Here is a 25,763-nt window from a genome sequence, read left to right as displayed (position 1 = left end):
TGTTGCCGTCAGGGTCGCACCCCACGCGAGCGACTCAACCGAACCGCGTTGTACCGGCCCTCTGGTACAAGAATCAGCAACGTGCGGCAGCCTTCCTCACGGTTAGGCTGGCGGCATGACGACTATGCCCCCAGACCCCAACTCTCCGCGCCTCACGGCCCGTCACCTGTACTGGCAGGGATGGCGAGTGGCGCGTATCGCCGAGTTCATCGGACAAAAGCCCTCCACCGTGCACAGTTGGAAGAATCGTGACGGCTGGGAAAAGGCTTCACCTACCGAGCGCGTCGAGGGTGCGCTCGAGGCGCGCCTGGTGCTATTGATTGGCAAGGAAGCGAAGGAAGGCCGTGACTTCAAGGAGATCGACTTGCTGGGCCGCCAGATCGAGCGGCTGGCCCGGGTGCACCGCTACCAGGAGACTGGCAAGGAGAGCGATCTCAACCCCAATATCACCGCGCGCAATGAGGCTCCTCGGCGCAAGCAGAAGCGCAATGCCCTGGATGACGAGCAGGTCGAGGCGCTCGAGGCGGCGTTTCTCGAATCACTGTTCGAGTACCAGCACCAGTGGCACGAGGCGGGACACAAGCACCGTATTCGCAACATTCTGAAGTCACGTCAGATCGGTGCCACCTGGTACTTCGCCAGGGAGGCCATCGTCGATGCGTTCAAGACAGGGCGAAACAAGATATTCCTGTCGGCGAGCAAGGCGCAGGCCCACATCTTCCGCAACTACATTGTCCAGTTCGTAAAGGACGTCACCGACGTGGAGCTCAAGGGCTCGCCGTTGGTCCTCGACAACGGGGCCGAGCTTCACTTTCTCGGCACCAACTCGAAAACGGCCCAGGGCTATCACGGTGACGTCTACCTCGACGAGTATTTCTGGATCCACCGCTTCCAGGAGTTCCGCAAGGTCACCTCTGGCATGGCCATGCACAAGAAATGGCGCCAGACCTACTTTTCGACGCCCTCGAGCCTGGGGCATCAAGCCTACCCATTCTGGTCCGGTGAGCTGTTCAACAAGCGAAGGCCAAAGAAGGACCGGGCCGAGTTCGATGTCTCCCATTCCGCCTGTGCTGGGGGGCAACTGTGTGCCGATGGTCAGTGGCGCCAGATCGTCACGGTGGAAGACGCCATCGCTGGCGGGTGCGACTTGTTCGACCTCGACCAGCTGCGCCTCGAGTATTCCGATGAGGAATTCGCCAACCTGTTGATGTGCCAGTTCGTTGACGACAGCCAGTCGGCGTTCCCACTGGCTATGGTGCACCCCTGCATGGTGGATAGCTGGGAAGTCTGGGACGACTTCAGACCGTTCGCTCCTCGTCCGGTGGGGGATCGCGGCGTGTGGGTCGGCTATGACCCCACCGGCACGGGTGAGGATGGCGACGGAGCAGGCCTGGTGGTGGTGTTGCCGGCGCGAAGTGCCGATGAGCGCCATCGCATTCTTGAGCGCCACCGGCTCAAAGGGCAGGACTACGAGAAGCAGGCGGCGGAGATCCGCAAGCTCACCAGCCGTTATCGCATCGAGCACATCGGCATCGACGTGACCGGGATCGGCGAGGCGGTAGCCGAGCACGTGGCCAAGTGGTTCCCGACCCTGGTGCGATTCCGCTACGACCCCGCCGTCAAGGCGCGCCTGGTGATGCAGGCACAGCAGATCATGCGCAAAAGTCGCCTGGAGTTCGATGCGGGTTGGTCGGACCTGGCGCAGTCCTTCATGGCCATCAAGCGTGAGCTGACCGCTTCCGGCCGGCAGTTCACCTATGTCAGCGGCCGCACCCAGGCGACCGGTCATGCCGATCTGGCCTGGGCGACGATGCACGCCCTCTCTCACGAACCTATCGATGGCCCCGCCGGCGGGGCCGGCCAATCCCTGATGGAGATCTTCGAATGACAGCTTCCGCCAGCAAGCCCCGGGTCCGCCTGCCGGCGGGCTACTCCGCCACCAACTCGGCGCCGGCGGCACCGCGCGCCCGGACCGAGGCGTTCAGCTTCGGTGATCCCGAGCCCGTCACCAGCATGCGTGACTTCTTCTACGAGGGGCTCTGGCTTTCCTCGGATGAGTGGTACGAGCCACCGGTACCGCTGGATATCCTGGCCAAGTCCTACCGGGCAACGGCTCACCATGGCAGCGCGCTGCAGGTGAAGCGAAATATCCTGCTGCGCACCTTCAAGCCTCACCCACTGTTGGGGCGACAGGCGTTCAGCGGCCTGGCGCTCGACTACCTGGTGTTTGGCAACGCCTACCTGGAGGAAGTCGTCGGGCGCTTGGGGCGCCGCCTTCCGTTTCGCCACTTGCGCGCCCGATACGTGCGGCGTGGTGGCCTCAACGGCGAGCGCTACTGGTGGGTACCCAACTTCATTGATCGAACCGAGCTGCCCATGGGGCGTGTGCTCCACCTGCTCGAGCCGGACATTGACCAGGGCATCTATGGCGTGCCGGATTACCTGGGCAGCCTGCAATCCGCGTGGCTCAACGAGAACGCCACCCTGTTCAGGCGTCGTTACTTCCTGAACGGCTCACACGCCGGCTTCATCATGTACGTCAGCGACCCCGCCCATGACCAGAAGGACATCGACGCCATGCGCCAGGCCCTGAAGGACTCCAAGGGGCCCGGCAACTTCCGCAATCTCTTCTTGTACTCGCCCAATGGCAAGAAGGACGGCGTCCAGGTCATCCCGGTATCGGAGGTCGCGGCCAAGGACGACTTCTGGAACATCAAGAACATCACCCGGGATGACCAGCTTGCCGGTCACCGCATTCCACCGCAGCTGATGGGGATTATCCCGCAGAACACCGGTGGATTCGGTGACGTCGAGAAGGCCGCCCGTGTATTCGTGGCCAACGAGCTCGAGCCCCTTCAGGCGGCCATGCGTGAGGTTAACGAGTGGGCAGGTGAAGAGATCGTGAGCTTCCGAAGCTACTCGCTGGATGGTGCCGCAGATGGTGGCCTTGACCCCTCACGGTAGCCCTTGGCGACTTCCGTTGCTCTGATCGTCAATCGCCGCCCGTCTGGGCGGCTTTTTAATCGCTTTCGATAGCCCCCAAGGCGAGTTCTGATCCCGCACTATCCACGTCGCCGTAGACCCAGGCCAGGAGCGTAGGTTCGTCGGTATCACCGCCGGCCTCCAGGCCTGCAAGTACTGCAATGTTTCCCTCGATACGATCTAAGTTCTCTCGGGCACAAATGTTGTTGTGGTTGTAGTCACGGTTTGTGTCCCGCAGCCAGTCGAGCATCACCTTGATCGTGGCAAAGGATTGAGCCCTCTCGACCTCATCCTGATCAACCATATCTCTGGCAACAGTGCTGATGCGTTCCAGTGTCAGTTCTACGCGCTGTTTCATTCGTGTTTCCTTATGCAAAAAAACGAATGTAACAGCTTTTCGAAGCCAAGGCCTGCAGGGGACACCAGCGGTGTCAGCGCCCCCTGGCGCGCCGTCGACACCCCGCCCCGCCCGCGCTCTAAATCGGGTGGTTTTTATGCACTCATGCAATATTGGCGCAGGGCGCGCCGGGGCTGGGGTTTCTTGGGGGTGGATTAGGGCAAGGGCTTACGCGGATCTATGCGACTCTCTGCAGTCTTACCCACGGGCTGTCGATGCCCTGCACCACAAAATACTTTTTTAAATTAAGATGGCGTGATATGCAGACTGAGGACAAGGTGGTCAATAGGACCTATTTTTTCTCTTCTTTTTTGTCTTCTGCATGTTTCTTTAATCTTTCTGTCATTTTGTTGATATTCGTTATATGGGTCATTATGCGACCGTGCTCTATTTGTGCCATCATTTTTTCATCTTCATGGTTTTTCTTTTTAAGCTCTTCTCTTCGTCTTTTTGACCACCTTTCAGCAAGCCAAATAAAGTTGTTGAAGAATTTTGGGTTTTGTTTTCTTCTTTCGTTTATATACATTCCGTAGTCAGAATATATTCCGATAACTGTAGAAGCGTATACTTTGTATAAGAATTCTTCGTCATATACATCATTTTTTATTGCGTTTGCGCACCGCTCCCATTCATTGCATATAGTGCTAAGAGCTTGCGCGGTCTCAGACCCTGATTTTGAATTTTGTCCTAGCTTTATTTGCTCTATTTCGTCCCTTGCGATTTTCCTTACTTTTTTCCAGCAGTCGTTGACTTCTGCGTTGTGCTTATATGTAACCTGGAAGTCTAATGAGTTTTTCTCGCGAGATATAAAGCGCTGTTTCCTGATGGTGAAAATTGCCATTGAGGCTGCGAGAATGCCTGTGGTTCCAGTTACATATGCGGTGGGATGTTCAGCCCATAGCCTTAGTAATTCTGTTTTTATCGAGACTATAAGGTTGGCGGGGATGGATATTAGTGCTGTTGCTGCTAATACCCATAGATTTAGCACGCTGTCTACTGCCAGGTGATAAACGTCAAAAATTGCGCGAAGGATGTCCAGCATTTCTCCGTTCTCTAACAATCAGGCAAAAAAAAGGGGCTGTTAAGCCCCTCGTAACTGGATAGAAAGTTAGTATACTCCCCAATCTTCGTCGTATACGCCCCAATCTTCGTCAAAATAGACATAGTGTGACATAGGCTTCTCCAGCTTTGAGGGAATGGGCTGCCATGCCATGATGGCAGCGAACTGCAACCACGCAATGCACTTTCGCGTGGGCGGTCGAGTATACAGGAGCACCATCTCGAATGGAACCCGTACAACACGTTTAGCCGAGGAGCAAGCTCTCTCGGCAAATTTCTATCAAAATCAATGATTTAAAGAGCTAAGCAGGCTTAAAACCCTAAGCTTGCTTGGTATTCCTTTTCTCCTTGCACTCTGAACATTGCACATAGGTGCGAGAAAAGCAAGGGTAGCAAGAGACTACAAGTCTCAGCGCAGCGCTTAGTAGGGCTGGATTGTTGGTATAATGTTGATATTTATAGGTTTTTTGAAATGTCGGGCTGGCCGGAAGCATGGCCCCATGCGTCCAGTTGGTTTTATGGGGTGGGCTATTCGTAGCACGCTTGCGCTCGTCTGAAATTCTAGGCCATGCCTCCAAACAGCTTGCGTATTATCGTTTCTTAAGTGCTTGATATTACGTGTCAATGAGAATGATCTTGCGTAGCAGTTTCCTCTCTAAATATTTGATTTTATGTGTTAGATGTCCTTACTTGTAATCAGTAGGTCCCGGGTTCGACTCCTGGTGCCGGCACCATCAAAAGATGGTTATGGATCAACGACTTGCTGCAACATCAAAACCGCCCATAGAGGCGGTTTTTTTGTGCGTGGGTGAATCATGGTGTCGTGCCCGGCAGCGCGGGTGCACTTCAGGCGTTCGGCACATGCGCAGGCACTTTTCGTACAAGCCCTAGGCGCTGTCCGAAAAGTCGACGAGCGAAGGTTAGACAAGGCAAAAATCGGTGAGAAAGCGCAGTTTACGTGGTGTAAATGAGCATGTTGATCCGATTTTTAACGCCGTATTACCGAGCGCAGGCACTTTTCAGACAAGCCCTAGCGCTTGAGTTCGTCTCTCAGCGTCCTGACCTGCGCGATGTCCAGCCCCGACAGATCCGCCACCGTCTGGTCATCTAGCTGAGTCCGCTCGATCATGTTGCGGGCGACCTCCAGACGAGCCTTCTGTTCGCCCTTCTGTTCGCCCTCCTGCAGTCCTTCCTGACGTCCTTGCTTGCGGCCTTCCTGGCGGCCTTCTTCAAGACCCTGTTGCTTCCACTGCTCGGGCCATCGTTTTGCACGCTCGGCCAGCATGTTGTGTACCTCATTGAGTTTGTTGAGATTCTGCCACTCGGTTCCTTCGCTCTCGGGTATCCAGTTGGGCAGCAGCACGCGCTTGATCCAGATGGCGAAGTGACGGCGCAGACGAGTCTGGTCCGGCGCTTCGAGCCATCTTGCCAGCAGCCCGATCAGTTCGACCGCCTCCCTGGTGCCACGGTGGTGTTCCAGTCGAAATATGGCGGCTACCACGTTGCGTGCCTCCGGCGACCAATGCTCCGAGTCCACGATGGCGCCTTCGTCCAGCAGAAGATAGGGCATTCGTGGACGGTATCGCTCCAGCTCCCTGGGCACGCTTTGCACGAGGTCCGATACGTCGACGCGGCGTTCCAACGCTTCTCTCCATTGTAGATGAAGCCTGTCAGGAGGGCTCGATATTGAGCATTGAGTGCCCGGGTTAGGCTGTAGGAGATGGTTTTACTTCTTGATCCACATCATGAAGTTGTATGGCTTTCTCGATGGCGCATTATTCTTGGTGGCGAGATTGACCTGATGTTTGTTTGTCTCTTCTGGTTCCCGCTCACCATTCACGAATCATTGTTGTTGTGTGTGGCAGCTGGCAATGGCCAGTCATGATGGTAAATCATGTGTTTTATGTATGTTTATGGGTGAAATCTTACAGGTTTGCCACATCCGGGATTAGGCGATGCTTTGAAGAAGATATCGCTGATATTGCAAAGTTTACGTGTACTTTTATTCAAGACGTAGGAATAGGATGGGAGAGAAAGTCGTCCTGACTGAAGGTGTACAGGTATATCACAGGACACATGGTTTTCTCGAAAAAATGTGGCGTTTTGGTTGCTGTATAACTCAAAAGCGGTATGGGCGCAGTCAAGGTTAGGATTTGGGTCGCGCTAGATGCCTTTTATCCGGACAGATCACAGGGAAATATCGAAAAAATGAAGAAATCCCATTTCGATACCATGATTGAAGAATCGAGCAACAAGGTAAAAGAGTCGCAGCGAAAAATCGCCGAGGTCACTGCCAGTGTTGAAGCCGCTCGTGCCCGCGCAGATGCAGGAGACTCAGTAGGCTTCAACATCGAAGTTGCTACCTTGGATGACGTTCATGCCCACACCGAGACCATGAACGCCAATATCGCAGAGTTGATCATGGGGCTTGATGACACTACTGCCGGTTTTTCCAAAGATTTTGACGAAATGCGCAACAAGTCCAGTATGGAGAAGTTCGTCGGAATCTTTAGCAAGGGAAAGGCTGAGTCCATGCGTCAGGAGCGAATGAGGAGCGCAAGCATAGACGAAAAGCTGCAGGACCTCATCGCCAAATCCGACATCATCGTAAAGCTCCTGGATGGCCAATTACAGGAGCTCGAGAGCCAGCAGGAAAAGGTCCAGAAGAATCTGGAACGATCGCTGGGTGATAGAGAGGCAGCGGTAGCAGAGCTTGAGTCGCTGAGAGCCGAAATAGAGGCACTTGACCCACAGCTCATCGATCTGGAGAGCAAGATATCCGTGGAGCAGGATGCAGCGCAGCGTACTCGCCTGGAAACCGAGCTTGCAGACACGAATACACGCTACAACGCGCTGGTCCAGGATGAACAGGTCAGCATCTCCCGCTCGCAAACGCTCGAGCGCTACATCGAGAAGGGGAAAACCTGGTTGGACAGTCTTCAGAATCAGGCAGCGACTCAAAAGGTGCTGATCAACAAGCTCCAGACAGATACTCAGCAAAGAGTTGTGCTATATGACGCCCTGAGTAAGTCGTTGAAGACGGCTCAGCAGCAGGACGTAGCGCACAGGATCAACGAAATTGGCTCCCAGACAGACCAGGAAGCTCAGACTGCGATGGCGGGCATCGGCAGTGCAACCAACCAGCGCATGGCCGATATGCTCGAAGCACATGAAGGCCAGATGGTGTATGCAAGAGACGTCCTGGAGAAAAAGGCCCGCGCTGACGAGCGCTTTGCTCGGAGATTTTCAAAGATCGTCGAGAAACATGACAAGAATCTGTATGGGCGTTGAGGGGCAGGTTCCCCATCAGTCGAGACGTGATAGGTAGAGGTTTTATACCAGCTTCCTTCTGGAGGCGATCATTCGGTGAATGATGTCATCGTTGAATGAGAATGATGTGCTAGCCAGTACTCGCCGAAAAGAGGGTGCGATGGATTCGTCAGATTGTGATCATCTTGAGTTAGCTGACGTGTATGCTTCGCGTCATTACTTTCGGAGATTCAGCGAGATCCTCCAGCGGCTCGAAAGAGTGGCGGCAGCCATGCATGCCAGCGATCAACTGAACCGCATAGATGCAAGAGCACTGACGGATTATCTGAAGCGCCTTGATTTTACCTTTGACGCCTTGAGCACCAAGTATTTGATGGTGGGGCAAACCCCCTCCCGCAGTCTCGGTAGCCTCACCGTGGACAGACGCGAGAGTGGCTTTCCGGTCGCCAGCGAGTTGATGCGTATGGCTAATGACGCTCAGCAAGCTTCACGCCATCTGACAAATATGCCAAGTACACGCGAGCTCAAGGCTCAGATGATTCGCACCATCCTTGGTGAGTGCCGTTCGCCTACCCGACTTCAGTATGCCATGTCCCAGCGACTCTATTACGAGGAAATCTCTCGAGGCGCTCTTTTCTGGATTCAAAATGACCCTCAGTGCGAGATGCTGGACAGTGACGGTGGGCGAAGGCGTTTTTTCATCCATTGGGCTGTCTACGACAGCCAGGTCAATCTGCCTGTCATCTACTTGATGGAGGTCGATGACAGTGGTTCTGCCCCTCTGCCAAAAGACGAATACCGTTGGCCAGCTGTCCAGGCTCACCTGATGGCCCAGTCCCTTGCTGGACTGACATTGCTGACCATTGCCCGTGGGTTGGATGCGGACTTTGATGACGTTCATCCAAAACGGCTCCACCGCTATCACATTGGGCCCATGTACTCGTCCTCCTATACCGAGCAGGCCGGACCGTTGCGGCAGATTCTCGAGCAGGCCTGTCCAGGGGGAGAGGACGATTGGGCCTTGGCCTGGACCCAGGAGGAGCTCGATAGTGATGGGACGCAAGAAGAACGTAGTGGATGGTTCAGTAAGGTCGAGCGCGAAATCTTTGCCCTGGACCCCTTCTCTGATGGTGCAGGTCACTCCGGAGCTACTCGTACGTTACGCTCCATCATTTTGCCTCAGCGTCCGTTTCAGGTCCTGGCTGAGCTGGCCCCCTCCGGGTTTGCCGATGTGCAGAAGTTTGTGGTCAGCCCATCGGGACAGGTGCTGCACTTATAACACGATGATGGCGCCGTCCTGAGGTGCGAAGCAACAATAGATAACCGTGGCAGGAAGGCCCGGTAGCGAGGGATTCATGAGTCTTGACAGCGATCAGATGGAACTGCGCGAAGATGATATCCAGAGGCACTACGCTGCGGCTGAAAGGATGCTGGAGGGCTTTGATCACAGTCCCCGTATCGCCCGCCCACGGCAGCAGCTTACGCTTGACGAGAAAGAAATATCTCCAGGTATAGGTCGTACTCGCAGGCTTCGATCGACCACGCCGGGGCTCGCCACACGCTCCACGGGGCGCCCGGATGGAGTGCACTTGGGCGAACGGATAGCGACAAGCAATGGAGGAGACCCATTGATGTCTCCGCTCCAGGCGACCGTCCAGCATGGCCTCCGGCGATCCATCGCGATTGCTCTGGCGATTGGCGAATGCTGGGCCGAGCGCAATGGGTTGCTGGAGCTTAAACAGGCCAATCTCTCTGGCTCACTGGCTTCATCGCGGCGTACCGAGTTCACGGAGCTGCTTGCCGCCGAGGCGCTGATCTCCACCCATGTTCTTGCCAACGCCTTGGCATGGCTATTGCTCGATCATGGCAGCGAGACACAGGTTGATGTGGGCGAGTTACAAGAACTGGTTACTGACAACGCTCAACTGGCTCTTCATGGTGTCTTGTGGGAACTGGATCAGATTGTCGCTTTGCATGCCAGCGATGACGTTCACCTTGTTGCCGCCCTGCTTGCCTGGACCGAACAGTTGTTGGAGAAGGTGGTTCTAAGAGCAGAGAACGCTCCGCGACTGGGATCCTTCACCGCCAGCGTATGGAGAGTAGAGGCAGATAGGCTCACATTGAGAGGTTTCGAGCCGGCGCGTCGAGGTGGATCCAGTAATTTGAACATGGTGTTCAAGCGACCTGAAGAGGTCATCGGAAATCATATCGCCAAGCACCAGGCGCAGAGGCTTGCCCGTATGGTGATGGCGTATGACTTTGAACGTCGCATGAACCCCTTCGCCGAGCTGGGAGGTTTTATCTTCACCTTCATGGGGGACGGTAAACCAGGCACCGGCAAGACCACTCTGATCCAGATGATGGCGGGATTGATTCATGACTACTGTCAAGTGGCGGGTTACCCCTTCCGCTACCAGAACTTCGGTGTTGACAATATTGACAGTTATCAAGGCAAGTCGGGACAGAACGCCAAGGCCTTCATTCATCATGTCATGGATCCTTCGGTGATAGGATTTGGAACTATTGATGATATCGACCAGATTGCTGGAAAACGCGGTGACCGTCAGTCCTCCGCCGGGCAGCAGGAGGTGACTGCCGTGTTGATGGAGGCATTTGCCGGCGCCAATACCGTGGTAAGAGGGAATTGTACTTTCGGATTGTTTTCGAACTATCCGGAAAATGTCGACGACGCTCTTCGCCAGCGGGCGGGTGCCAGATTTCTGGCTGATGGACCAAAAACCAGAGAGGACTATATCGATATTCTGCATCTTTTGCTGGGCAGTCACCATGGTATCCCACTCGGAAAGCACGAACTCTATTCTTCTCAGAGCATAAAGCAAGTAATCGCTCAATCCTTTTCTTCCTACAATAGGCCTGCTGAGCCACGCCTGAAAGAGGTTCTTGAACGAGTTTTCGAGAAATTCGGCGATATTGATTCAGTTGCTGCTTTGGGGACATATCTGAAGGAGATTCAGCAGGTTGATGAGAAATTTACCGGCCGCGCAATAAAAAACATAAGCGACGCGGTTAAAGTTCGCTCGATGGATTTCGATATACCTGATGAGTGGATGGAGGTTCCGGATGTCTTTCTGGCCAAGGACTATGAAACGAAGAAGGCGATGATTTCAGAGCTTCGTGTCCCGATCACTTCAAATATGGTCCTTCAGGAAATCAATCGCTACGCCGACAGCGAGTTTCGCTATGCAGGAAGCTCCGATGAAGCAGCGATTGATGCCTTGGTACGTGATATGGAACGTCGTCACGAAGCTCAGCGTCGCTTCCAGGATGGCAGAGGGTGATCCTATGCAGCGGCTGATCGAAAGTGGTCTGATGTATTCCAATCTTTTCCACGTCGACTCGCCTGTGTTGGTGGATCGCTACAACAGAGTACTCGAGCATCTGACTGGTGCGACCACCCAGCTTTCCGAGTTTCATGTTGATGTTTCCGGGTATTCCCCGGAAGTTGGTTCAGAGTTGGGTGATCATCAGTACTTGAATCATGGCGGAGTCAATCGTCAATTCATTCTATTGAGTAACGAACAAGGCCGATGCCCCTTGCTCAACGCCCATTTTTCCACCAGTCGACAAATCTTGAACCGATTTATCAGAGAGAACGAACGACAACTATTTGCCTTGACAGCGACCGACGCCATAGCCGGTGAATTGGAGAATTCTGTTTTCAGTGTCGAGAGCCCCCGGGACCTTTTCGATATTCGTCAAATCAAGGTGGTTGCGGACACGACGAATGGCACCATTGCCAAGGCAGGCCACCTTGCCAGACTGGTGGATCGTTTCCACGATGAGAAGGATGGCTGGTTCAATGAACTACTGATCAACGAAATGATCGATGTTGCTCGTTGTACTGGTGATGTCACGCGGAACCCGATCCAGCTCCAGCATGCTGTCTTCGAGCAGAGGAATTTCTGGACGTCTTTGTTTGGCGGTCTGTATATCTTTCAAGATATGGAGAAGCCGAGTGTTGTCGTGCGCGAAGAGAAGTACCGGCGCCAGCTGCCGTCGGCGCTTGTAATGCTGCTCGATGATCGACGTGATGTGGCCCGTTTTTTGAGTGACAACGAGCTTGTCGAGACTGTCGTCAAGTTTCCAGGCGATGAGGGTGTTGCTGTCCTGCGCCGAAAGCTGGACCTTATGCTTGGTCTGGAGTTGGCGAAAAAGTCTGTTGATTCAACTGGACATGCCGGGTCTCGACTACGTCGTCTTGCGGCCCGCAATGGCGTCTCACTACCCATGGAATATGAAGGGCTGGCGTCCATTGTCCGGTGGGCAGAGGCCGGTGGAACAAGGCCAAAGGTTGGCATAAGTCATCCCGCCTACTTTGCCACCCTTCGTGCTGCTGATACGCCGGTGAAGGATCTGGTCAATATGCTGCTGGCGGAACTGGTTCCGAATGACGTTCTACAGCTCTACATCTGTCACAAGGATGAGTTCTATCGCCGCTACCGCAGCTGGCCGCGTGAGGTCAGAGATTTTTCCGTCGATGCTATTGTTCGTGAGTATATCTCCGATAAAGACTCCGCTCGCGCCATGCTATTTGGCAGTAACAAGGAATAATGCGTGATTGCTTTTGCTCGCCTGATCCTGGTCGTCATGGTGCTTATGACGATCTGCTATATCATTGTCAATGTTTACCTTTTTTTTCGTTGGCGCAAGGGGCTTGAAGATGAATGGAAAAGGCGTTCTTCAGCGGGTGACGAGAGAGTCTTTGTGCGCAGATCGATGCGTCGGTATCGTCGCCGCTGGCGGCCTATATTGATATCCTTGATTTATATCTTCCCCGTCACGTTGATGACTGTTTTGGTGTTTGTTATCAATTTTTTCTAGGGGGCAGTCAATGGCAATCGTGAAGTGGAGTTTCTGGGGTGTTTTCTGGCTGATGGTCGGAGCGGTCATGCATTATAGCCTTCCCCAGTATGACGTCGTTCGTATCGTCGATACCTACGAGAAGCGACAGGATATCAATGATTGGACGCGCATCTTTTGGTCTGATCCGGATGATTTGACCAATACGCTGGAAAATCGTGATGTTCAGTTCATACAAGCAGTTTTCCCTAGTGGTAAAGCGATCGTCTATCGCAATGAGGATACCGGCTGGAGCTGGCCACCTTACTTCAAGTTCGATACCGCAAATCTTTATACGGAGGCCAGTGACCGGATTTCGACACGGGCGGATCCTCAATGGGTTTCTATCATGCATTACGGTTGGCGCAACCAATTCTTTTCCATCTTTCCTAATGCTGTCTCGATTGAGTCGGTCGAGGGCCCGAATGACAAGCCATTCAATTGGTTTACATACGGTTTTCTGGTGCTGATGGGAAGCGCTGTCGCTTTCCTGTGGCGAGCCTGGGTGCGCTTCAGGCGGCGCCATCTCGACCCGGTGATGGAGGAAGTTGAAGGTGGCCTCGATAGTGCTGGTGAAGCTGTAAATCACCGTTGGCACCGTCTACGCCGATGGCTGGATACATGGAAGGGCCGCAACAGGCGCTAGGTGTCGGGTCGCGGATGAACCTCGGTTCTTGGAAAAACCGCATTGAAGGTGGTGTACTCGGAAACTGCGTCCGCGCACGCCCAGCTCGAAGTGTTTTGGCATCAGACGCAACGCCGGTGGAACAGATCGCCGAGCGCCGCCGGCAACGCTAGACCTATTGGCAGATTGCCCAGGCGCTGGGGATTGGCTAAAGCACGGTGGCACGTATTCTCAAGCGCGAGTGGGCCTATCCCTGGTTTTACGGAGCTCGGAGGAGTGAGGCCAGCAGCTGCGCGCCTGGCTTCATCAGGACAACTGGCACCGACCACATGCCTTCCTGAATGATCAGTCTCGCGTTGGCCGGCTGGCCCGTTCCGTGAACAACCTGGCGGGTTTTCACACCTAGCGTTTGAGTTCGTCTCTCAGCGTGCTGACCTGCGCGATGTCCAGCCCCGACAGATCCGCCACCGTCTGGTCGTCCAGCTGAGTCCGCTCGATCATGTTGCGGGCGACCTCCAGGCGAGCCTTCTGTTCACCCTTCTGTTCGCCCTTTTGTTCGCCCTCCTGCAGTCCTTCCTGACGTCCTTGCTTGCGGCCTTCCTCACGTCCTTCCTCACGTCCTTGCTTGCGGCCTTCCTGGCGGCCTTCTTCAAGACCCTGTTGCTTCCACTGCTCGGGCCATCGTTTTGCACGCTCGGCCAGCATGTTGTGTACCTCATTGAGTTCGTTAAGATTCTGCCACTCGGTTCCTTCGCTCTCGGGTATCCAGTTGGGCAGCAGCACGCGTTTGATCCAGATGGCGAAGTGACGGCGCAGACGAGTCTGGTCCGGCGCTTCGAGCCATCTTGCCAGCAGTCCGATCAGTTCGACCGCCTCCCTGGTGCCACGGTGGTGTTCCAGTCGAAATATGGCGGCTACCACGTTGCGTGCCTCCGGCGACCAATGCTCCGAGTCCACGATGGCGCCTTCGTCCAGCAGAAGATAGGGCATTCGTGGGCGGTATCGCTCCAGCTCCCTGGGCACGCTCTGAACGAGGTCCGATACGTCGACGGCGGCGTTCCAACGCTTCTCTCCATTGTAGAGCACGACGGGCAGCACCGGGGGCAACCTGGCGTGGGGCGAGAGCTTCTGCTGCTTGATCAGGTCCTGATACAGGAGGCCCACGTAGGTCATGATGCGCAGCGCCATGAAGGGATCGATGGTGCTCTGGAATTCGATCAACAGATAGACGTAGATCCAGTCATCGCCGAAGCGTGCGCGCCAGATGACGTCGGACTCCCGATCGCGCAGGTCGTCGCTGACAAAGCTGCTGCTGACCTTCTCCAGTGAGTCGAGGTCGAGATGCGCTATCCAGTCCTCCTTGATGAAGCCTGTCAGGAGGTCTCGAATGACTCTAGGTTCGCTGAACAGCAGTTTGTAGCTGTGGTCGTGCTGGTGGTTCATGGGATATCAGCCGCCGACTGGCGAGAGCCAGTAATGGAAGGAGATGGCAATCATCCTGGCGGCTAATGGCTGGCATGTACGGCTACGGAGTCGATTGGGTGGAAACCTGACCAAATGTCAGAAGTTTGAGCAAAGTCTTGTTCAGATCTTTTTCAGAGAGAGGCGTAGTGACAAGCCCTCAGCCCCCCAGGATGGCCTTGGTTTCCAGATATTCCTCCAGGCCCTCTTCGCCCCATTCGCGACCGTTGCCGGATTGGCCGTAGCCGCCGAAGGGGGCATCGAAGGAAAATTCCGCCCCTTGCAGGTAGCACTGGCCGGCCTTGAGGCGGCGGGCGATGGGCAGGGCGGCTTCGGCGCTGGCGGCGTAGACGGCGGAAGACAGCCCATAGGGCGTGTCGTTGGCGATCTCGATGGCCTGTTCCAGGTCGTCGTAGGGAATCAGGCACAGCACCGGGCCGAAGATTTCTGATCGTGCGATTGCCATGTGGTTGCTGACGTCGCTGAAGAGGGTGGGGCGAACATAGTAGCCCTGCTCCAGCCCCTCAGGGGCCTCGGTACCACCCAGCATCAAGCGCGCTCCCTCGGCGATACCCTGCTGAATGTGCTGGCGTACGCTGTCGCGCTGGCGTCGGGACACCAGCGGCCCCATGGTGGTGGCGGTGTCCGTCGGGTCACCTGCCACCTGCTCCCGGGCGACCGTCAGGGCGATGCGTTCGGCGTCGGCCAGACGTGAGCGTGGTATCAGCATGCGGGTGAAGGCGTCGCAGGTCTGACCGCTGTTGGCCATCACGTTTTCCACCCCGAAGCGCACCGCCCGGGGCAGGTCCGCGTCCGCGGTGATGATCAGCGGCGACTTGCCCCCCAGCTCCTGACACACTCGCTTGACCCCGGCGGCGGCGTTGATGGCCACCTCGATACCGGCGCGGGTGGAGCCGGTGAAGGACACCATGTCGACCTCGGGATGGCTCGCCAGCAGAGGGCCGATCTCGCTGCCGGAGCCCGTCACCAGGTTGAAGACCCCGGCTGGGAGGCCGACGCTGTGAAAGATCTCGGCCATGATGAAGTCCTGCAGCGGCGTCTGTTCGGCCGGCTTGGTGACCACGGTACAGCCCGCCGCCAGGGCCGGGGCCAGCTTGCCGACCAGCTGATGCAGTGGGTAGTTCCAGGGGTTGATCAGCGCGCACACGCCGACCGGCTCGCGGACGATGGCGACGCCATTGCGGCGTTCGATCTCTTCGGAACGCAAGGCCCGCTCGGCGTAGTAGCGCATGCCTTCGATGGGGCCATCCACGTGCATGGTGGGTGTGATCTGGACCGGACAGCCCAGGGTGATGACGTGCGCCTCGACCAGGTCTGCGTGGCGCCTTTGCATCTCGTCGGCGACGGCGAGAAGTATCTCGCGCCGTTGCCCGGCGGGGGTCGCCGACCAGTCGGGCAGAGCGCGCCGCGCCGCCTCGACGGCGGCGTTGATGTCCGCTCGGTGCGCTCTTGGCACCGAGGCGCACAGATTCTCGGTGGCAGGGTCGAGGATGCCAAAGCGCTCGCTGTCGCTGGGCGTGTGCCAGCGGCCATCGATAAAGAAGTGTTCTCTGTAGTGCATGGCGAGGTCCTCGTTGGCTCGGATGATGATCAAGACCGGCGTATGCCGTCGCGGTCAGCCTGGCAGCCCTTTATCCGGACCTGCCGCGCACGACCACCTCATGGCCGACCTCTTCCGGCTCGGTGTCGGTCAGTTCGGCGGGGAAGCCGTCGCCGAGCACCTCGACGTCGCAGTCGTCCTCGAGGCGCCGGATGATGTTGGATGACCACTCACGGGGGCCATAGCGCTCTTGGCCATCCTGAAAGATGTCGAGCAGCAGCGGCGATATCTCGAGGGGCACCTCGAGGCTTCTGGCCAGGGCGTCGAACAGGCCCACGTCCTTGAGCACCAGATCCATGGTGAAGCTGATATCGCGGCTACCGTTGAGAATGACCTGGGATTCGGTTTCGTGGACAAAGGAATTGCCCGAGGAGATACGGATGGCCTCGAAGGTGGTGTTCATGTCCAGGCCGGCCTTGCGAGCCACGGTCAGGGCCTCGGCCACCGAACACAGGTTGGCGGTGGCAAGGTAGTTGGTCAGCACCTTGAGCATCGAGGCCGTGCCCAGAGGGCCGGTGTGCAGGACCCGACGCCCCAGGGTGGTCAGCACCGGTAGCACCCGTTCAAAGGTGTCGCGATCACCGCCGGCGAAGATCGAAATGTTGCCGGTGGCGGCGCGGTGGCAGCCGCCGGAGACCGGTGTCTCCATGGCGAGGGCGCCGGTGGCGGCGACCCTGGCGGCGATGCGTACCAGTTCCTGTGCATCGGTGGTGCTCATCTCCAGCCACACCTTGCCGGCAGAGAGCCCGGCGATGACCCCATCCTCGGCTTCCATTACCGCGCTGCAGGCGCGAGGAGATGGCAGGCAGGTGATGATCATGTCGCTGGCCTCGGCCACTGCTCTGGGGCTGCTGGCGGCGGCAGCGCCCTGGTCGATGAAGCGTCGAGTGATCTCGGGGTCGAGGTCGCGGATCGTGACGTGATAGCCGTTGCGCAGCAGGCTGCCGGCGAGCTTGCCGCCGACGTTGCCAAGTCCGATAAAGCCGATGTTCATGGATGTCATCTCATGCCGGTGAGCCGATCACCTTGCAGTGACATCCTTGCGCGGGGGCGGATGAAATGCTGCAGGTAGGCTTCACGCTAGGCACGGCGGGGGCAGACGACAATTCATCTTTTCTTGGTGATTGGTCACTTTTGTTGAGTGAAGGCGACTCAGCCCCGCTGACTCAGCAGCCAGGTGCTGAAGGCCACCACTCGCGGATCGTCGGCCAGATGGGAGGGGGAGGCGATGCCCCATTGGCCGCTGGCGGGCTGTACCTTGCCCATCGGGTTGATCAGCCGACCCGTCGCCAGGTCATCCTCGGCGAAGGGGCCATTGACCAGGGCGACGCCTTCACCTCGGGCGGCCATCTCGAGCGCCGCAGCCAGGGTGTCGACCTGCAGGGCGCGTGGTGGCGCGGGCCGTGTGGCAGGAGGCGACTGGGTGTCGAACCAGCCCTGCCAGCTCCAGCTCTCGGTGTAGACGCTGATCAGCGGGAAGGCCTGCAGCGCCTCAGGGGATAGCGGCAACGAATGCCCCATCACCAGCGACGGGCTGCACACAGGGGTCAGCGTCGAGGGAAACAGCGGTGTCCAGTCAAGTCGAGAGGGTAGTGGGCCATCACGGAAGAGGATGGCGATATCGGCGTGAGCGCTGTCGAAGGTCCAGTCCAGGCTGTAGGTCTTTATCCTCAGTTCGGTCTCGGGATAGCGCTGGTGAAATTGTGCCAGTCGTGGGGCCAGCCAGCGGATCGAGGTGGTTACGTAGACCTGCACGCGCAGAGGCTCAAGGCAGGGCTGGCGACGCAGTGTTTCGGCGCCCAGGATCAGCGCTTCCAGGGCGTCGCGCACAACAGGGTAGAAACGTCGCCCGGACTCTGTGAGCTCGATATGCCGACCCCGGCGGGCGAACAGTTTCGTCCCCAGGCTCTGCTCCAGACGCTGTATCTGGTTGGCGATTGCGGGGTGGGAGAGGTGCAGCTCCTCGGCTGCGGCGCGCAGGCTTGATAGTCGCGCCGCGGCCTCGAATCCCTTCAGCGCACTCAAGGGCGGCAGGCGATCCAGCGGCAGCGGTGCCGTGGATGTCCGATGACGCGGAACGTCAGACAACGCGGGACGACAGCTGGCGCGCGGCCTGCACCAGGTTCTTGGAGTAGCGGCGCGCCTCCTGGGGGCTCAGGGTGTCGCTGCTGATGGCGGCGCTGATCGCTGCGATGGGCTCGTTGCGCAGGTTGAGCACCGGGGCGGCGATGCAGCTGACGCCCTGCTCAGGCGCGCCGTTGGAGGTGGCGTAACCGAGCCGATGGGCCCGCCCCAGTTCCGCCATGACGCCTTTCACTCCCTTGTTCTCGGGAGCAAGACCAAGTTCGTCGGCGAGATAGCCCTGCCAGGAGTCCTCGTCGCGCATTGCCAGAATGATCTTGCCACTGGCGGCTTCGTGCAGCGCCATGGTCTTGCCCACGTAAAGGTTGAAGTTTGCACCGCTGGCACCGTCGATCTTGGACACCACCACGACCTTGTTGCCGATGGGCACGCACAGAAAAATGGTCTTGTGGATTTCGTTTTTCAGGATTTCCGCGATCGGATAGAAGTAGGGTATCAGGCTCTGCTTGTTATAGATGGTGGAGGATATCTGGAAGATGCGTGAGCCGATGCAGTAGGACTTCTTGCGGCTTGGATCCTGGGCCACCAGCTGGTGGTGAAGCAGGGCGTTGATGACACGGTGACCGGTGGCCGGCGAGATACCGGTAGCGTCACAGATTTCCGAAAGCGTCATGGGATAGCTGGTGGCCGCCAGCAGGTCCAGGATCATGACGCTATGATCGACCGCCGGAGCCTTGGTCTTTTCCGAGGTCCTTTCCGAATTCATGATCAGCCGCGGTCTCCAAAACGCGAATGCGAGGACGAACGCAGATGACTCGTCCGGTCAGACTCAGGGGCGATGTGGCTCCTGGGCGTCGTTCAGATCGGGTGGTCCTGAAGGATCAGGTCGGCCCCCTTTTCCGCCACCATCATCACCGGTGCATTGAGGTTACCCGAGGTGATGTTGGGAAAGATCGAGGCGTCGATGACCCTGAGCCCGGACACGCCATGCACCCTGAGACTGCCATCGACCACCGCCTCGCGAGGGTCGGGCCCCATGGCGCAGGTACCGCACAGATGATAGATGGAGCCTGCGTTGGCGCGAAAGTACTCTAACATGCTTTGGTCATCGTGGACGGCATCCGCCGGAGTGACCTCGGCGTCGATGACGGCACCCAGGGCCGCCGTTTCGGCCAGCGCGCGAATGAGCCGGCTGCCCTGAATGGCCTCGTCCTGATCTCGCCGGGTTCCCAGATAGTTCGGCCGGATCACCGCCGGCTCATTGGCATCGGCGCTGGCCAGATCGATGGTGCCACGACTGTCGGGACGGCAGGAATTGAAGGCCAGCAGGAAGCCGGAGTAGGCATCCGCGGTCAGTGTCGTGTCCGGCGGTGCCGGGATGCGATAGGACAGCGGGTTGAAGTAGAGCTGGATATTGGGCACGGGTTCGTCGGCATGGCCGCGAAAGAAGCCGCCGGCCTGGTTGACGCTCATCGCCAGCGGGCCGCTGCGATTGATCAGGTACCTCATCGTTGCCCTGGTCAGGCCGGGAAGAGAGTTGAAGTCGTCGTTCAGGGTCCGGCAGTTGGCGCGATAGAAGTAGCTGACGGCCAGGTGATCCTGCAGGTTTCGGCCCACGCCGGGCAGCTGCTGGAGCGCTGCGATCCCGTGTTGTCGCAGCTTCTCGCTGTCCCCGAGCCCCGATAGCATCAGCAGCTTTGGCGAGTCCACCGCACCGGCGCAGACGATCACCTCGCGGCGTGCGCGCAGGGTCTTCAACTGGCCCTGCTCTCGGTATTCAATGCCGCTGGCGCGACGCTGATCGTCGAACAGCACCCGTTGAACCTGGCTGACGTGCTTGAGGGTGAGATTAGAGCGCTCGAGCGCCGGCTTCAGGTAGGCGGTATTGCTGGAATCGCGACGGCCTCGGCGGATGTTCGTCTCATAGAGGCCGGCACCTTCGATGGAGGCGCCATTGAAGTCGTCATTGAGCGGGTAGCCGAGTTCATCGGCAGCCCTGAGGTAGGACTGGCAGATCGGATGGGCGATTTCCTTGAGCGGGGTGATGCCGATCAGTCCCTGGCTCGAGTGGAATTCGGTATCGCCCGCAGGGTGCTGCTCGAGTTTCCTGAAATAGGGCAACAGCGCCTGGTAGCCCCACCCCGGGTTACCCGCGCGCTCCCAGTCATCGAAGTCCGATGGCTGGCCTCGCACATAGATCATGGCGTTGATCGAGCCCGATCCTCCCTGGACCTTGCCCCGGGGTGTGTAGATCCGCCGGTTGGCCAACGCCGGCTCCTCGGCGCTGTAGTACATGTAGTTGTAGCCGGGGTGATAGTAGGTCTTGGCAAAGCCCACCGGCACCCGAAGCCAGGGGGAACTGTCACGGCCGCCGGCTTCGACGATCAGTACCTTGTGGTGTCCGCTGGCACTCAGCCGGTGGGCCAGCACGCAGCCTGCGGAACCTGCACCGACGATGATGAAGTCGTAGTCCATCGCCTCAGGCCTCCGGTCGGGTCTTCCAGCGGGTGCAGGACTGCTGGACGACGTCGTAGGGCGTGGCGTCCATGCTCAGGTGCAGGCGCTTGCCGGTGTAGGGCGAGTGGGCCCTGACCACCGCCATGTCCAGTTCCACCCCGAGCCCCGGTCGATCGGAGGGAATGATAAAGCCGTCACTCCACTCGATCTTGGCTTCGAGCACCTCGGCGTGGAAGCCGTCCCAGGTGCCGATACTCTCCTGGATCAGGAAGTTGGGTGTGGTGGCGGCGAGCTGAATGCTGGCCGCCGCACCCACCGGGCCGTTGTACAGGTGGGGCGCTATCTGGGCGTAGTGGACCTCGGCCAGGGCGGCGATCTTCTTGCCTTCGAGGATGCCGCCGACCCGGCCAAGGTTCATCTGCAGGATCGAGGCGGCCTGGTGGCGCAGCAGGTCATGGAACTCGTACTTGGTGGTCAGCCGCTCACCGGTGGCCACCGGGATGGAGGTATGGTCGGCGACCCTGGCCATGGCCTCGCTCTGGCCGGGTGGCACCGGCTCCTCGAACCACAGCGGGTCAAAGGGTTCGAGGCGCTTGGCCAGGCGGATCGCCGAGGCCGGCGTCATCTGGCCGTGGGTACCGAACAGCAGGTCGCAGCCGTTGCCGACCGCCTCACGGATGCGCTGGCAGAAGGTTGCGCTCTTTTCCAGCGCCTCCAGTGACAGCATATGCCCGCAGTAGGCGGTGTAGGGGCCCGCCGGATCGAACTTGAGCGCGGTAAAGCCGAGGGCCTTCTGCTCCAGGGCGCACTCCACCGCCAGCTCGACATTGTCGTAGTCATATTCACCGCCGGGGGCCCGGGGATAGAGGTAGGTGTAGGAGCGCAGCCGATCGTGGAGCTTGCCGCCGATCAGTGCATGTACCGGCTGGCCAGCCGCCTTGCCGACGATGTCCCAGCAGGCCATCTCGAGGCCGCTGAGCACCCCCATCATGGTCAGGTCCGGGCGCTGGGTGAAGCCGCTCGAGTAGGTCTCGCGATACAGCCGTTCCAGATGGTGGGGATCCCGTCCCTTCAGGTAGCGCTCGAACACGTCCTCGATGGCGGCGACCACCACCTGCGGGTGGAAGGTCGCCGCATAGACCTCGCCGACGCCCTCGATGCCACAGGCGGTTCCCAGTTTGACGAAGATCCAGTACATGCCGGCGATGTGGGGCGGAGGTGTGGCGACCACATGGCTTTCACAACTGACGACTTTCATGAACGGCGAGTCCTCTGAAAAGGGCAGCAAGCGGCCGACCGCCCGGCGTAGACGCGGCGGTGATGGGCTTGGGTGTGGGGTGGCGCGGGATGGCGTCAGTAGTTCAATACCACCAGCCGGGTCTGGGTGTAGTCCAGCATGCCGTGCTTGCCGTCGTCGCCGCCGAGACCCGAACGCTTCCAGCCGGCGTGGTAGCCCTGGTAGGGGTCCGATGGGGTGCGATTGATGTAGACCTCGCCTGCCTCGATGTTGTGGGCCACCTTCATGGCGGTGCGGTAGTTCTCGGTGAACACCACCGAGGCAAGGCCGAACTGGTGGTCGTTGGCCAGCGCCAGGGCTTCATCCACATCGGCGTAGGTCAGCACCGGCAGTACCGGGCCGAAGATCTCTTCCTGGACGATCTCCATGTCCTGGCGGCAGTCGGTCAGCAGGGTCGGCGGGTAGAAGTGTCCGGGGCCAGGGGGAATCGCGCCGCCGGTGGCCAGGGTGGCGCCGTCGTCGATGGCACGCTCGACCATCTGGTGGACATTGAGGCGGGTGTTCTCGTTGATCAGGGGGCCCATGTGGCTGGGGTCCTCGGCACGATTGCCGAAGGTGCAGGCCTCCATGTTGGCCTTGAGCAAGGCGATGAAGGGCTCGGCGATGGACTGATGCACGTAGACTCGCTCGATGGCGGTACACAGCTGGCCGCAGTTGGTGGTCTTGGAGGCCACGATCTGACGGGCGGCCTGCTCAAGGTCGGCGTCGGGCTCGACGATGGCCGGTGACTTGCCACCCAGTTCCAGCGACGACTTGGCGATATTGACCTGGGAGTACTCCAGCACCTTGCGGCCGGCGCCGACGCTGCCGGTGAGGGTGATCATGCCGACCCTTGGGTGAGTACACACGGCCTCGGCGGTGGCGTGGTCCATGCTCAGGATGTTGACCACCCCCGGCGGGATCTCGGCCGCCTGGACGGCCCGGGCAATTTCGAAGGCCGAACGCGGGGTGTTGTTGCTCGGGCGCACGATCACGCTGTTGCCGGTGATCATCGCCGGTGCAATCTTGCGCAGCAGGGTGAAGACGGGGTAGTTGAAGGGAATCAGGCAGGCCACCACGCCGATCGGCTCCCGAGTGAGCAGCAGGCTCTCGTCAGGGGTGTCGCTGGGCACGATATCGCCCTCGATCCGTCGCGCCCATTCGGCGTGGTAGCGGGTGATATCGGCCGCGTATACCGCCTCGTTGGTGGCGTCCTCGAGGCTCTTGCCCGACTCTTCGGCCAGCGCCCGCCCAATGGCCTCGCGACGCTCCATCAGGGCGTCGGCCAGGCGCTGCATATGTACCGCCCGCTCGGCACTGGTCAGCCTGCGCCAGTGCTTCTGGGCCCTGGCCGCGACCTCGACAGCTTCCATCGCCTGGGCGTTGGTGGCGGCCTGGACCTCGCCCACCATCGCTCCCGTAGCGGGGCAGTAGACCGGGATCATGCTGGCCTGGGGGGCGCTGACAAAGTCGTTGTTGATGAAGTTCCCATCGGTGCTCATGGCTGATTCCTCGTCAAGTTCAAACCAGCCTAGGAAGCGACCCTGAGGGCGTCAAGAAAATTCCCTATGTAGAAATAAAATTCCACATATGGAATATGCGTTGGTGTGCTGGTGCCTGTATGCGAGCCGGCAGGAAGCCATGACAGCGCCAAGACAGCGCCAGGTACGCGCCAGGTAAGGTCCGAGAAAGCGCCGAGGAAAGCAACATCAGGCGCCCTGCCGGCGACGGCCAGCAGGGCACGTGTCATCGGGCCTAGCGGGTGGCGACCACCACGCGGCCTCTGACCTTGCCTTCCATCAGACGCTCTGCGGTGGTGATGGCCTCGCTCAGCGGGATCTCGCTGGCGATGTCGTCAAGACGCTCTTCAGGCATCAGCTCGGCCAGACGCTGCCAGGCTTCCAGGCGAACTTCTCTGGGCTGCATCACGCTGTCGATGCCGGCCAGGGTCACGCCGCGCAGGATGAAGGGCATCACCGTGGCGGGAAGGTCCATGCCCTGGGCCAGGCCGCAGGAGGTCACCGTGCCGCCGTAGCGGGTCGAGGCCAGCACATTGACCAGGGTGTGGCTGCCGACGCTGTCGACGGCACCCGCCCAGCGTTCCCTGGCCAGGGGCTTTCCGGGCTGTTCGAGCTCGCCGCGGTCGATGATCGAGGTGGCGCCGAGCGCCTTCAGGTAGTCCGCCTCCTCGACCTTGCCGGTGGAGGCAACAACTTCGTAGCCCAGCTTGGCCAGCAGGGTGATGGCAAAGCTGCCGACGCCACCGCTGGCGCCGGTGACCAGCACCTCGCCCTGGTCCGGGGTCACCCCGTGGCGCTCCAGCGCCAGCACCGAGAGCATGGCGGTGTAGCCGGCGGTGCCGATGGCCATGGCGTTTCTGGTGCTGAAGGCTTCTGGCAGCGGGATCAGCCAGTCGCCGTTCAGGCGTGCCTTCTGGGCCAGCCCGCCCCAGTGCTTCTCGCCGACGCCCCAGCCGTTCAGGACCACCCGGTCACCCGGCTGGAAGTCCTGGTGCTGCGAGGCTTCCACCACGCCGGCAAGGTCGATGCCCGGGACCATGGGGAAGGACTTGACCACCGGGCCCTTGCCGGTGATGGCCAGCCCGTCCTTGTAGTTCAGGGTGCTGTAGTCGACGTTCACGGTCACGTCGCCCTCGGGCAGGGCCTGGTCATCCAGTGACTCGATGGCGGCCTTCTGAGTGTCGCCTTCCTTGCGGATCACGATGGCGTCGAACATGGCGGTCTCCTTTTTAGACGGTTTGTCTATAAATTGGCGCAAGCAGTATCAGGGCGCCGTATACGACCCCGCAGGAGCGGGCTCTCGGTTCAGTGTCGGACTATTGTCAGTTCAGTTCATGGCGACGGACGACCCTGGCGTTGGGTGTCCAGGCCCGAAAAGAAGCTGTCGGTGAACACATCGATCGGGCGCGGGCTGCGTTCCAGCCTGGCGCGCATGATGGCACCCTCCCAGCCGATCCAGAAGGCCTCGGCCAGCCGATCAGTGTCCCTGTCGGAGGCGATATCGCCGTGGTGGCGGGCTTCTTCCAGGCAAGCGGCGAGACGTCGTTGCCAGTCGGCGAGCGTGGCGATCAGCCGCTCGCGGTAGTCTGCCGGCAGTCCAGCCGCCTCCTGACCGAGATTGCCCACCAGACAGCCACGGCGATAGTCGTGGCGTGCCATGCCAGCCTTGGCATCGTCGACAAAGGCCTGCACGCGCTCGAGTGGTGGCCGGGAATCGTCTTGCAGATGGCGGTCGAGCTTGTCGGCAAAATAGCGGGCGTAGCGCTCGAGCACCGCCTGGCCGAAGGCTTCCTTGCTGGCAAAGTAGTGATAGAAGGAACCCTTGGGCACCCCGGCACGCTTGAGCATGCCGTCGAGCCCCGCGCTCAGAAAGCCGTGTTCGGTCAGGGTCTCGAGGCCGCTGGCGATCAGCGCCGCTCTGGCGTCGCCCTGGGTGGCGCCGACGCTGTAGTCGGTCTTCGGCGGTCGCCCCCGGCGCCTGGCTATCGTCGGATTGGTCATGCAATGATTTTAGACCAGGTGTCTATAAAATCAATGATGGGGCTGACCACGAGGGCAAACGAGAAGACACGCGAGGGTGGCCACGGGGGGCGACAGCGTCACCTGACACGACACCAGCGGCCCGGTATCGGGCCGCTGGCGATTGGAGCAGG

The 25,763-nt window shown here is 59.1% G+C and carries 21 protein-coding genes; 8 read left to right on the top strand and 13 right to left on the bottom strand.

Features of this window, described 5'->3' with window-relative positions:
- Positions 1–115: 115 nt before the first annotated feature.
- Positions 116–1,888 carry a terminase large subunit domain-containing protein gene (locus tag KUW00_RS04970; RefSeq protein ID WP_222568378.1) on the top strand — a complete coding sequence of 591 codons (1,773 nt, stop codon included), beginning with the start codon at positions 116–118 and terminating at the stop codon, positions 1,886–1,888.
- The gene (locus KUW00_RS04965; RefSeq protein WP_222568377.1) at positions 1,885–2,964 is read left to right on the top strand and encodes a phage portal protein; all 1,080 of its coding nucleotides are present in this window, start codon (positions 1,885–1,887) and stop codon (positions 2,962–2,964) included. The genes KUW00_RS04970 and KUW00_RS04965 overlap by 4 nt, the downstream gene beginning before the upstream one ends.
- 55 nt (positions 2,965–3,019) lie before the next feature.
- On the opposite strand, the gene KUW00_RS04960 is transcribed toward KUW00_RS04965, so the two are convergent.
- The 3 genes from KUW00_RS04960 to KUW00_RS22315 form a co-directional block, all read right to left on the bottom strand.
- Positions 3,020–3,340, bottom strand: a complete 321-nt coding sequence (locus KUW00_RS04960; RefSeq protein WP_222568376.1) for a hypothetical protein — start codon at positions 3,338–3,340, stop codon at positions 3,020–3,022.
- A gap of 331 nt (positions 3,341–3,671) precedes the next feature.
- On the bottom strand, positions 3,672–4,421 hold the full coding sequence (locus KUW00_RS04955) for a DUF4760 domain-containing protein (RefSeq protein WP_222568375.1): 750 nt from the start codon (positions 4,419–4,421) through the stop codon (positions 3,672–3,674).
- Positions 4,422–5,468: 1,047 nt separating this feature from the next.
- Entirely contained in the window at positions 5,469–6,008 is a 540-nt protein-coding gene (locus KUW00_RS22315; RefSeq protein ID WP_261391968.1) for a hypothetical protein, read from the bottom strand.
- Between the two features lie 638 nt (positions 6,009–6,646).
- On the opposite strand from KUW00_RS22315, the gene KUW00_RS04945 reads away from it, so the two are divergent.
- The 6 genes from KUW00_RS04945 (at position 6,647) to KUW00_RS04920 (ending at position 13,214) form a co-directional block, all read left to right on the top strand.
- Complete coding sequence (locus tag KUW00_RS04945) at positions 6,647–7,729, top strand: hypothetical protein (RefSeq protein WP_045994473.1); 1,083 nt, start codon at positions 6,647–6,649, stop codon at positions 7,727–7,729.
- A gap of 139 nt (positions 7,730–7,868) precedes the next feature.
- A complete protein-coding gene (locus tag KUW00_RS04940; RefSeq protein WP_222515776.1) occupies positions 7,869–8,987 on the top strand; it encodes a hypothetical protein in 1,119 nt (372 codons plus the stop codon).
- Positions 8,988–9,063: 76 nt separating this feature from the next.
- On the top strand, positions 9,064–11,007 hold the full coding sequence (locus tag KUW00_RS04935) for an AAA family ATPase (RefSeq protein ID WP_222568374.1): 1,944 nt from the start codon (positions 9,064–9,066) through the stop codon (positions 11,005–11,007).
- On the top strand, positions 10,925–12,280 hold the full coding sequence (locus tag KUW00_RS04930; protein WP_222568373.1) for a DUF6638 family protein: 1,356 nt from the start codon (positions 10,925–10,927) through the stop codon (positions 12,278–12,280). The genes KUW00_RS04935 and KUW00_RS04930 overlap by 83 nt, the downstream gene beginning before the upstream one ends.
- Positions 12,281–12,283: 3 nt before the next feature.
- Positions 12,284–12,550, top strand: a complete 267-nt coding sequence (locus KUW00_RS04925) for a hypothetical protein (RefSeq protein ID WP_108448397.1) — start codon at positions 12,284–12,286, stop codon at positions 12,548–12,550.
- Positions 12,551–12,560: 10 nt separating this feature from the next.
- Entirely contained in the window at positions 12,561–13,214 is a 654-nt protein-coding gene (locus KUW00_RS04920; RefSeq protein WP_108131099.1) for a DUF1523 family protein, read from the top strand.
- 381 nt (positions 13,215–13,595) lie between these two features.
- Here the strand turns inward: KUW00_RS04920 and KUW00_RS04915 are convergent, their stop codons facing one another.
- The 10 genes from KUW00_RS04915 to KUW00_RS04870 all read right to left on the bottom strand — a co-directional run bounded on the left by KUW00_RS04915 (position 13,596) and on the right by KUW00_RS04870 (position 25,611).
- The gene (locus KUW00_RS04915) at positions 13,596–14,636 is read right to left on the bottom strand and encodes an Rpn family recombination-promoting nuclease/putative transposase (RefSeq protein ID WP_222568372.1); all 1,041 of its coding nucleotides are present in this window, start codon (positions 14,634–14,636) and stop codon (positions 13,596–13,598) included.
- Between the two features lie 178 nt (positions 14,637–14,814).
- On the bottom strand, positions 14,815–16,236 hold the full coding sequence (locus KUW00_RS04910) for an aldehyde dehydrogenase family protein (protein ID WP_222568371.1): 1,422 nt from the start codon (positions 16,234–16,236) through the stop codon (positions 14,815–14,817).
- A gap of 70 nt (positions 16,237–16,306) precedes the next feature.
- A complete protein-coding gene (locus KUW00_RS04905; RefSeq protein WP_222568370.1) occupies positions 16,307–17,269 on the bottom strand; it encodes an NAD(P)-dependent oxidoreductase in 963 nt (320 codons plus the stop codon).
- A gap of 158 nt (positions 17,270–17,427) precedes the next feature.
- Positions 17,428–18,363, bottom strand: coding sequence for a LysR substrate-binding domain-containing protein (locus tag KUW00_RS04900; RefSeq protein ID WP_222568369.1), 936 nt, complete (start codon positions 18,361–18,363; stop codon positions 17,428–17,430).
- Positions 18,356–19,123 carry an IclR family transcriptional regulator gene (locus KUW00_RS04895; RefSeq protein WP_222568368.1) on the bottom strand — a complete coding sequence of 256 codons (768 nt, stop codon included), beginning with the start codon at positions 19,121–19,123 and terminating at the stop codon, positions 18,356–18,358. The genes KUW00_RS04900 and KUW00_RS04895 overlap by 8 nt, the downstream gene beginning before the upstream one ends.
- 92 nt (positions 19,124–19,215) lie before the next feature.
- Positions 19,216–20,832 carry a GMC family oxidoreductase gene (locus KUW00_RS04890; RefSeq protein ID WP_222568367.1) on the bottom strand — a complete coding sequence of 539 codons (1,617 nt, stop codon included), beginning with the start codon at positions 20,830–20,832 and terminating at the stop codon, positions 19,216–19,218.
- 4 nt (positions 20,833–20,836) lie between these two features.
- Positions 20,837–22,072 carry a mandelate racemase/muconate lactonizing enzyme family protein gene (locus KUW00_RS04885; RefSeq protein WP_222568366.1) on the bottom strand — a complete coding sequence of 412 codons (1,236 nt, stop codon included), beginning with the start codon at positions 22,070–22,072 and terminating at the stop codon, positions 20,837–20,839.
- A 95-nt stretch (positions 22,073–22,167) separates the two neighbouring features.
- Positions 22,168–23,592 carry an aldehyde dehydrogenase gene (gene aldA / locus KUW00_RS04880; protein WP_222568365.1) on the bottom strand — a complete coding sequence of 475 codons (1,425 nt, stop codon included), beginning with the start codon at positions 23,590–23,592 and terminating at the stop codon, positions 22,168–22,170.
- A gap of 253 nt (positions 23,593–23,845) precedes the next feature.
- Positions 23,846–24,826, bottom strand: coding sequence for an MDR family oxidoreductase (locus KUW00_RS04875; RefSeq protein WP_222568364.1), 981 nt, complete (start codon positions 24,824–24,826; stop codon positions 23,846–23,848).
- A gap of 116 nt (positions 24,827–24,942) precedes the next feature.
- Positions 24,943–25,611 carry a TetR/AcrR family transcriptional regulator gene (locus KUW00_RS04870; protein ID WP_222568363.1) on the bottom strand — a complete coding sequence of 223 codons (669 nt, stop codon included), beginning with the start codon at positions 25,609–25,611 and terminating at the stop codon, positions 24,943–24,945.
- Positions 25,612–25,763 lie beyond the last annotated feature (152 nt).

It is taken from the genome of Halomonas sp. DP5N14-9 (genome assembly GCF_019802175.1).
In the GTDB taxonomy this organism is placed as follows: domain Bacteria; phylum Pseudomonadota; class Gammaproteobacteria; order Pseudomonadales; family Halomonadaceae; genus Halomonas; species Halomonas litopenaei.
Note: the sequence above shows the minus strand (reverse complement) of the source record. Positions and strands in the feature narration are given on the sequence as shown.